2 protein-coding genes and 1 pseudogene are annotated in these 9,132 nt (G+C 72.2%); 2 read left to right on the forward strand and 1 reads right to left on the reverse strand.

What is annotated here, in order from left to right; genetic code table 11:
• Nucleotides 1-52: 52 nt before the first annotated feature.
• Nucleotides 53-8,026: a DNRLRE domain-containing protein gene (locus tag ACFV4F_RS40800; protein ID WP_380510612.1), complete on the reverse strand. Its 7,974-nt coding sequence runs from the start codon at nt 8,024-8,026 to the stop codon at nt 53-55.
• 233 nt (nt 8,027-8,259) lie between these two features.
• Between ACFV4F_RS40800 and ACFV4F_RS40805 the strand changes: the two genes are divergently transcribed.
• Nucleotides 8,260-8,748, forward strand: coding sequence for a hypothetical protein (locus tag ACFV4F_RS40805; protein WP_380510615.1), 489 nt, complete (start codon nt 8,260-8,262; stop codon nt 8,746-8,748).
• Between the two features lie 92 nt (nt 8,749-8,840).
• Nucleotides 8,841-9,132: pseudogene (locus ACFV4F_RS40810) on the forward strand (adenylate cyclase); the annotation flags it as partial.

Below are 9,132 nucleotides of genomic sequence, written 5' to 3' on the forward strand. Positions count from 1 at the left end.
GGGGCGCCCCCCCCCCCCCCGGGGGCCCGGTCGATCAAGGTGTCAGAAGGGGTCAGTACCCCCGGCCTGACGGGTGTCCGTGGATCTTGCCCTTCGCGTCCCGGTGGACGCGGACCTTCGTCTGCGTCCGCCCCTTGGCGTTGGTGCCGACGCCGAAACCGAACTCGAGCTCACGAACCTCCTTGCCCTTTTTCTTCTCGATCACCTTCCCATGCCGCCACGCGTGCTCGACGAACCGGCGGGCGGACTTCCAGCCGTGGAAGGTCGAGAGGCCGCCGCGCTTCTTCACCTCCCGGTGGTACTCCGGAGTCCCCCGCACGTGCCGGGCCTGCTTCTGCATCGAGATCTGGCAGGCGGCGGACTTGTTGTGGGAGAGCGCCCAGCCGTCCCCTACCTGGACGGAGAAGGTGTGCTGGTCACCGATGGTGAGGTTGAAGACCAGCTGGTCGACGACGAAGCCGAGGTCGTTGACCCGGGTCACGTCGCTGACCGTGCCGTCCGGGGCGATCAGGGCGTCGCCGGCCTCGACCGCGGCCGCGTCCGTCCAGCCCTTGCCGGTGACCCAGAGCGGGTGCTCGGCGGTCGCCCGCAGCGGCTGGCCGCCGTCCGGGCCGGCCTGGATGTCGACCAGGTGCTTGGTGCCGTAGCCGACGATGACGTTGAGCACCGGCTCGGGCCGGGACTCGCCGGTCCCCGGGTCCGTGGACATCACGTAGTCGCCGACCTGGACCTGACCGATCGGCAGCTGCGAGCCGTCGCCCATCAGCACCGGGGTGTCCGGGGCGAAGGAGTTGCAGCCGGAGCTGCGGAACACCGAGCGCGCCCGGGAGGCGAACCGCCCGGCCCGCCCGGCCGCCCGGCTCGCGCGGACGGCCGTGAAGGCGCCCTTCACCGCGGTGTTGGCACCGACCAGTCCGGACAGCGCGGTGACGCCCATCTCCGCCGCCTTGCGCCAGTTGCCCGTCGCGGCGTAGGAGATCGACGAGACGGCCGCGGCCGCCGCACCGATCGGGCCGGGGATGTACGAGGCGATCTCGGAGACCCTGGCCACCACGTGGACCGTCTTCTTCAGCCACTTGGGCATGCCCCAGTTGCCGTCGAGGTCGGTGCAGTTGACCGGGTCGCCGGTGCAGTAGTCGTACGGGCCGGCGTTGCCGCCCGGCACCGGGTCGACCTGCAGGAAGCGTCCCAGGGCCGGGCTGTAGAGACGGGCCCCCATCAGGATGACGCCGTCCTGCGCCTCGGCGGAGCGCTCCTTGCCGCCCAGCCAGCCGAACCGCACGGCGGCCTGGCCGTCCTGCGGGACGCCGAACTCGTCGAAGTCCAGCACGACCGGCCTGGTGAGGGCGGTGTCGGTGGTGACGACCACCGAGCCGAAGAGGTCGGTCAGCTGGAGCTGGACGTCACCGGTCCTGCCGGTGGTCGCGACGAGGTCGGTGTCCGGGCCAGAGACGTTGCGGGTGACGGTGCCCTGGGTGGTGTCCTCGACGGTCCAGCGGACCTCGTCGGAGTCGTCGCCGTAGTGGTTCAGCTTCGACGTGAGGTTGGACCAGCTGCCGTCGGCCTGCTTCCTGGCGGTGGTGTAGGCGGTCGGCCGGTGTGCGGCGTCCTGCGCCCACTGCTGCCGGGTGTCCCCCTTCTCCTGGGCGGCGACCTTGTCGTTGGCCCAGTAGGTGTTGGTCGAGCCGGTGGCGGTCTTCACGGTGCGCCCGAACGCGTCGTAGGCGTAGCCGGCGTCGGTGAGCCGGTCGGCGCTGTCGTAGGCGTGGTTCTCGGCGACCGCGCCGGTGGTGGCGCAGGAGCCGTCCGCCGCGGCCGGCGTGGTGGCCTTCGAGAGCCGGTTGGAGTGGGCGTCGAAGGCGTACTGCCGGGTGACGCAGCCGCTGGTGGTGCTGGACTGCTGGGCCTTCACCAGCCGGCCGAGCCGGTCGTACTGGTAGGTGCGGGTGGCGGTGGAGCTGGTGTTGCGGGCCACCTGGCCCTGGGTGGAGACGTCGCTGGTCTGGGCCCAGACGACCGTGTTGTCGGAGGTGCGGGTGTAGGTGCGGCCGGTGGCCTCGCCCACCGCGTTGAAGGTGTCGCGGCGGACGATGCCGCCGGGGTAGGTCTGCTCGACCAGCTGGCCGTCCGGACCGTACGCGGCGGTGAACTCGCCCGCCACGCTGTCGCTGACCGAGGTGACGAGCCCGCGCGGCTCCTTCGCGCGGTCGTAGGCGTACGTGGTGGACCCGGTCGGGTCGGTGACCTTGACCGGCTTGCCGAACCGGTCGAACTCCGTGGTGGTGGTGCCGCCGTCGGCGTCCGTGTACGAGATCAGCCGGCCGAGAGCGTCCATGACGCGGGTCAGCGACTTGCCGTCGGTGGTGGTCCTGACCGCGTCGCCCGTCGCCGGGTCGTACTCGGTGGTGACCTTGGACAGTGCCTGGCCCTCGTCCGAGGTGATCTCGGTGGAGGTGACCCGGTCCGCCCCGTCGTAGGTGGTGACGGTCTTGCGGGTCTTGCCGGCGTTGGTCTCGGTCGTCTCCTCCGGCTCGCCGAACGGCGAGTACCGGGTGATCCGCTTGACCGGCAGGGTGGTCGGCATCCGGGAGCCGTCCGTGCCCGTGACCGGACCGCCGGGCAGGGTGGCGCAGGGGCTGCCCGCCCACTCGGGCCGGTTGCCGCACAGGGCGTCGTCCGGGTTGGCACCGGCCGTGTAGAACACCGACTTCACGGTGCTCGCGTCGGCGCCGGTGCCGTCGGGCTTGCGGGACTCCAGCGCGCGGCCGGCCGCGTCGTACTTCAGGTAGGCGGTCGGCTTGGCACCGAGCGCGTCGGTGGTGACCGAGGTGGCCACCCGCAGCTGCCAGCCGGGGACACCGCCGATCGGCGCGTCGTAGCCGTGCTTCGTGACGCGCAGTTCGACGTCGGCGGCGTAGCCGTCGATGCGGGCGCCGTCGGTGGAGCTGGTGACCAGGTGGTACGTCCTGCCGTCCGGCCTGCCCTCGTCGTAGGTGTTGGTGTTGTGGTCCCGGGCGAGCACCGGGGTGCCGGCCGGCAGGGTCGGGTTGAGCGTGGTCTTGGTCAGGGTGACCCGGTCCAGGCCCGCCTGGTAGTACGGCGTGACCGCGGCCGGGTTCTTCCCGGTGACGGTGAGCCGCAGCTCGTGGTCACCGCGGGCGAGCCGGACCGTCGAACCCGCCGTGTAGGAGCTGGTGGTGACGGTCGGGTTGTACCCGTCGAAGGTGCCGCCGACGTTCTGGCCGTCGATCGACAGCTGGACGACGCCGTAGTCCGCGGCCCTGGTCAGCAGCGCGGTCAGCTGGTACTCGCCCTCCTCCGGCACGGAGACCCGGAAGGACGCGTTGTCACCGACCTCGTTCGCGCTGAAGAACACGTGCGCGCCGCCGGACCAGCCGGCCCCGGCGCAGCACTGCGCGAGCGTCTGCACCCGCAGCGGGTCGGTCGCGCCGAGCTGGACGAGGCTCTCGCCCTCGGCCGTGACGGACACCGGCGCGCTCTGGCCCTCGACCTGCTCGGCGAGCGAGGCGCGGTAGACCGGGCCGAGCGTCTCGACGACGTCGAGGCCGTCCGGGGAGTAGACCGTCCGGTGGTCCAGCAGCCGGGCGCGGGAGGCGGAGTCGGCCGGCAGGCCGAGTTCCGCGACGAACCGCTCGGTGTCGGGGTGCGTGCCGATGGCGATGGACCGGTCGGTCGCGTCCAGGGCGCGGACCGCGTGGCCGTAGCGGTCGTACTCCTTGGTGTCGATGTCACCGCCGGGGGTGACGGACGGGGTCGCGGTGTTGACCTCGCTGCCGGAGGCGTCGAGGTAGTGCACGGTGGCGGCCCGGTAGCCGTCGGGGCCCGGCCTGGCGGCCGAAGCGGTGCCGGTGCCCGGATCGTCCTCGGGGCCGAACACCGCCGTGGCGTCGGTCGGCGCGTCGGTCTGGGCCCAGGCGGCGACGTCCGGACCGGACATCGCGTACGGGCCGCCCGCGCCGCGGGTCAGCGGCACGTCGTAGACCACCGTGGTGGCGATCTCGCCGTCCACCCGGTCCTTGCTGCCCGGTGCCAGCGAGGCCCGGCGGACCTTCAGCAGCCGGCCCGGGTCCTGGTCGGCCGCGGCCTTGCCGTAGTCGAAGTCCCACGGCAGGTCCCCGGCCGGGGATATCCGGGTCACCCGGCCGGCGTCGTCGTAGCCGTACGCCGTCTTCAGCGGCTGGGCCAGGCGCGGGTCCCACACCCGGGCGAGGCGGCCGCGCTCGTCGTACGCGTAGTGCGCGACCTCGACGGCCTCCTGCTTGGCGGTCACCGGGTTCCACGACCAGACCTTGACGGCCCGCACCCGGTCGGTGAAGTCGCCGGGGGTGCCGGCGACGGCCGTGGTGGCGGTCGCGTAGTCGTAGTCGGTGACCTCGCAGCCGCGCGGCAGCGGGTCGACGGCGCAGCCGTTGGCGTCGTCCACGCCCGGCTCCACGGGCGCGATCACCCGCTTGACCACCGCGCGCCGGTCGGCGGAGTCGTAGACGTACCGGGTCGTGGACGCGGCGTCCGGGCCGGTGGAGGACTGCACGGCGTACACGTCGGACTCGCCCTGGCGGGCGAACACCGTGGTGGAGCCGTCCAGTTCGGTCAGCGTGTAGGTGGCGCCGGTCGCCTTCAGGCCGAGGTGCTCGGCACCCGGCTCGGGGTAGAGCGTGCCGTCCTGCGCCCGCGCGAAGGTGACCGACGTGTCGTCGGTGGCCTTGAGCACCGCGGCGTCCGCGCCCGGGAAGGCGAGCGAGACGTACTCGGCCGCCTCGCCCTGCGCCCCGCCGGCCCACTGCGGGCCGAACGGCGCGACGAGCTCGCGCACCGACATGTTGTCGAAGTACACGGGCCGGTCGGCGTTGTCCGAGTGCCCGTTGTAGAGCCGGACCTGCGCCTCGGTGGCGTCCGCGGCGAGCGTGACGTCGGTGGTGAGCTCCGCCCAGGCGTCGGTGTACGGCGCCTTGCGGGAGACGGTGGTGGTGAGCGCCCCGGTCTTGCCGTGGACGACGACGATCCGCATGCCGCGGTCGTCGTACCCGGCGGTCAGGCCGGTCGTGGACGGCACGTAGACCCAGGCCTTGACCCGGTAGGTGCGGCCGGGCTTCATGCCCAGCTGCAGGCCGCCCGAGCCGCCGAGCAGCGCGTACGTGTCACCGGACTTGTTGGCGTCCGGCAGCACCTTGAGCGAGTCGGTCGAGGAGCCCTGGCCCCGGTCGGTGGCCCGCAGCGCGGTGCCCGGGGTGGCCAGGAACCCGGTGGTGTCGGTGGACACCTGCTGCTGGTTGGCCGTCAGCCGCTCGCCCTGCTCCTGCCAGCCGCGGTCGGTGCCGCGCGAGGAGGAGGAGCGCTTGGTGGCCATGCCGAACTCGTCGGTGTCCGTGACGTCGACCGAGTAGTCGCCGGTGAGCAGGTTGACCGAGCCCGGACCGACTTCGGTGCCGGCCGCGCCGTCGGCGTTGGGGTCGGCGGTGAAGGTCGACCAGGCGGTCGGGTACGCGGCGTCGGTGTCCTTGTCGGTGTAGAGCAGCGCGCGCACCTGCACGACGCCGCCGACCCGGCCGAGCGACTCCAGCACCGACCAGTTGGCGTGGCCGCCGAGCTCGGCCAGCCGCGGCCGGGTGCCGGTGACGGGCGTGTTGTCGGCCTTGGCGAGGTGGGCCGCCGGGATGTCGAACTCGGCGGCGCCGGGGCCGCGGCGGTACTGCCAGGTCACCCGGGTGAACTGGGTCTGGGCGTCGACCGCGAGCTTGACGCGCTTCGCGGCCTGCGTGCCGTCCGCGGGCGAGACGACGCCCGCCTTGCCGACCCTGAAGGTGTGGACGGCCGGGTCCGAGAGGTTGTCGGCGCGGTCCTTCGTCTGCACCTTCAGGACGTGCGTGCCGTCGGTGGGCGGGGTGATCGAGGCGGTGGTCGCCCCGGTCGCGTCCACCGTCGTCGGCGACTTGCCGTCCAGGGTGTAGACGTAGCCGATCACGTCACCGGTGCCGGCCGGCGGGGTCAGCGTGAAGCGACCGGCCTGGCCCGCGGCGCCGTGCCAGGCCTCGTCCGAGGGGTAGTCGGGCGAGGTGACGAACGGCGCGCCGGGCTTGGTGGTGTCGGCGACGACGACCACGTCCTGCGGCGCCCACGGCGAGTTGTCGGTGCCGTCCCAGAGGCGGGCGCCCATCGAGTAGGTGACGCCCTCGTCGAGCTTCGCGATCCCGAAGTCGGCCGGCTTCACCTGGGCGTAACTGCCGTTCGGGACCTCCTTGTAGACGCGCTTGACGAACACGCCCGCGCGGTACAGGTCGAAGTCGGCGCCGACCCGGCCGCCGCCGTCGGGGTCACTGGCCAGCACCTGGAAGGTGGGCGTGGCCGAGGAGGTGTAGCGCGGGTTCCCCTGGTGCGCGGGGAACACGTCCACCGCCGGCGGGGCCGTCGGGACCGTGTTGTACGTGACCGACAGGTACGGCGGGTTGGAGCCCTCGGCGGAGTCGAAGCGCTTCCACGAGTACGGGCTCGTCTCGGTGGAGGCGCGCAGGCCGAGCGCGTTGTTGGTGTAGCCGTTGTCGGACCACGCGGCGACCAGGCTCGTCACGTCCTGGCTGACCCAGGCGTTGCCGCAGCCGGCCGTCTCGTTGCCGGCCGTCTTGTTGCTGACCGCCCACATCTTGTTCCAGCCCGGCTGGTTGGTCCACCGGGTGGCGGTGGACGCGAGGCCGGTGTCCCAGACCTCCCAGGACCAGGGCTCGCACGACCACGAGTGCCAGTTGTAGAGGTTCAGCTTCGCCGAGAGGATGTGCTTGCCGTGGTACGGCCCCTCGGGGAAGTGCAGGAACGAACGGGCGACCTGGCCGCTGCCGTTGTTGCCCAGCTTCAGCTCGACGGCCGACGACTGGTCGGTCGCGTAGCCCTGCTGGACGAAGGTGTCGAAGGACGGCCCGACGGTGAGCGCGGGGTCGATCGTCACCGGGAAGCTGGTCGCCGGGTCGGCGAGGAAGCCCGCCTCCGGGGTGAACACCAGCTCGGCGTCGGCACCGGAGCCGCGCAGTTCCATCGCCACCGGCGCGCGCCGGGTGTGCTCCTGCGAGTTCGGGTCGACCGTCGCGTCCCACATCACCGGGGCGGGGATCCTCGCCTGGACCTTGCCGGAGGGACGCTCCGTCAGCTCGATCGAGCCGTCGTCCTTGCGGATCACGTCCAGACCGCTGGTGTCGACCGGGAGCGTGATCGTGCCGGCCTGCGAGACGGCCGAGCGGTCCTTGACGATCAGGAACTGCTCGAAGCCGGTCCGGGTGGCCTCCAGGACGAGGTCCACACCCGGGCGGGCGTCGGCGTAGGTCGCCTTGCTGCCCTCCAGCCTGGGCTTGGGCAGCCGGCCGAGCCAGCCGAACTGCACCTGCTGCTCCCCGGTGCCGATCGTCACCAGCTCGCGCTCGGCGGGCTTGGCGGCGGCGGCGGGCTTTGCGGGTGTGGCGAACGGACCGTCCTGCGCGCGGGCTTCGCTGCGGCTGGCCCGGGTGGTGTCGGCGGCGGGGGTCGTGGGGGCGGGGGCCGTGGGGGCGACCGGGTCTCCGGTCTTCACCGTGGCGTCGCCGCCGGCGAACACGAGGCCCTCCGGGTGGACCTTCGGCGCGACCTTGCCGTCCGCCGTCTCCACGAGCGTCGTGTCGACGAGGACCCAGGCGTCGCCGACCTTCACCCTGACCGGTCCGGTCGCGGTGTCCTGGGTCAGCGTGCCCTCGGGGTCGGCCCAGAGGGTGGTGGTGGCGGTCCTGGCGCCGGTGACCTCGATCCGGCGTCCGTTGAGCCGCGCGGCCAGCAGCGCGGACGCGGCGTCCGGCGCCTCGTTGACCGGCGCGGTGGCCGGCGCCTTGGCGTTCGCGGGCGCGGCTTGGGCCTCGGCGGTGATCGCGTCGAGCGCGACCCCCGTCTCGACCAGCATCGCGAGCGCGGCTACGACGGCTGTCCGCCGCAGCCCGCGCGTGGTGAAGGCCCCGCCCCCGAACCGGGACGAGGCCTGCTTCCTCGATGGCAAGAGAGTTTACTCCGTGAATAGCAATGGTAAAGGGTTCTGCCTTTCCAAGATCGCAGAAGTGTTCGGGCCGGATGACCAGATCACATATCGAATCGGCAAAGGTTGTTCACTGAGTGTCTCTTATGTCCCCATAAGGGGACCGTTGATGCATCTGTCTCAGTTGGTCATGGTGAGGCCACTGTTGTTCCGAGATGGCCGGGCCGCCGGGGTCGGGTGCGCGTTAGGCTTCGTCCATGGCGAGCCAGCACCGGTCGACCGGCTTCACCGAAGCCCAGCTGTCGATCATCGATGAACTGAGCGCCCTGCCGTTCCCCGAGCAGGAGGGCAAGCCGGAGAAAGGTGACGGGTGGAGTGGGCCCGGATTCCACGTGGCCGTGCTCCGGGAGAGCCGGGACTTCTGGGACGACCGCAGCGAGGAGGTCGTCGAGGCGGCCGAGAAGGAGCTGGAAGCCGATCTCGACGCGCTTGCCGCCGCTCTGACCGCCCGTTGGGGCAGCCCCGCGACGGTTGACCTGTGGCCGTATCTCGGGTTCGACCATCCGGACCCCGAGTTCGTGGCCCCGGAGCCGCTCGGTTTCCTGTGCAACCTCGCCGGCGGCATGCAGCTGTGGCAGCCACCCTCCTCCGACCGGTGGCTCGCCCTGGCCATCGGCCAGGGGGACCGGGAGCTGCCGTTCCAACTGCTCGCCGCGATCGGCGAGGCGTCCTCGCTTCCGGGATGAGCCGAGTTCGGAGGCCGACCGGCGCCCCACAAGCTCGGCATACGATGTCGGCCGCCTGACGACCGGTCTTGAGCACGAGGAAAGGAAACCGGATGCCGAGCGAGATCGAGCGCAAGTTCCTGGTCGACCGCGTCCCCGGGACGGCCGGTGCCGTCTCGACGGCCATCAGCCAGGGCTACCTCACCCGTGGCGGCGACTCCGAGGTGCGGATCCGCCGGACGCCCGAGGGCTCCACGCTGACGGTCAAGCACGGCGGCGGCCTGGAGCGCGCCGAGTACGAGACCCCCCTGGACGAGGAGCAGGTCGCGGCCCTGTGGCCCGCCACCGAGGGCGCCCGGCTGACCAAGGTCCGCACCGAGGTCCCGCTGGAGGACGGCCGCACCG

This window comes from Kitasatospora sp. NPDC059722 (assembly GCF_042733235.1).
Classification (GTDB): Bacteria; Actinomycetota; Actinomycetes; order Streptomycetales; family Streptomycetaceae; genus Kitasatospora.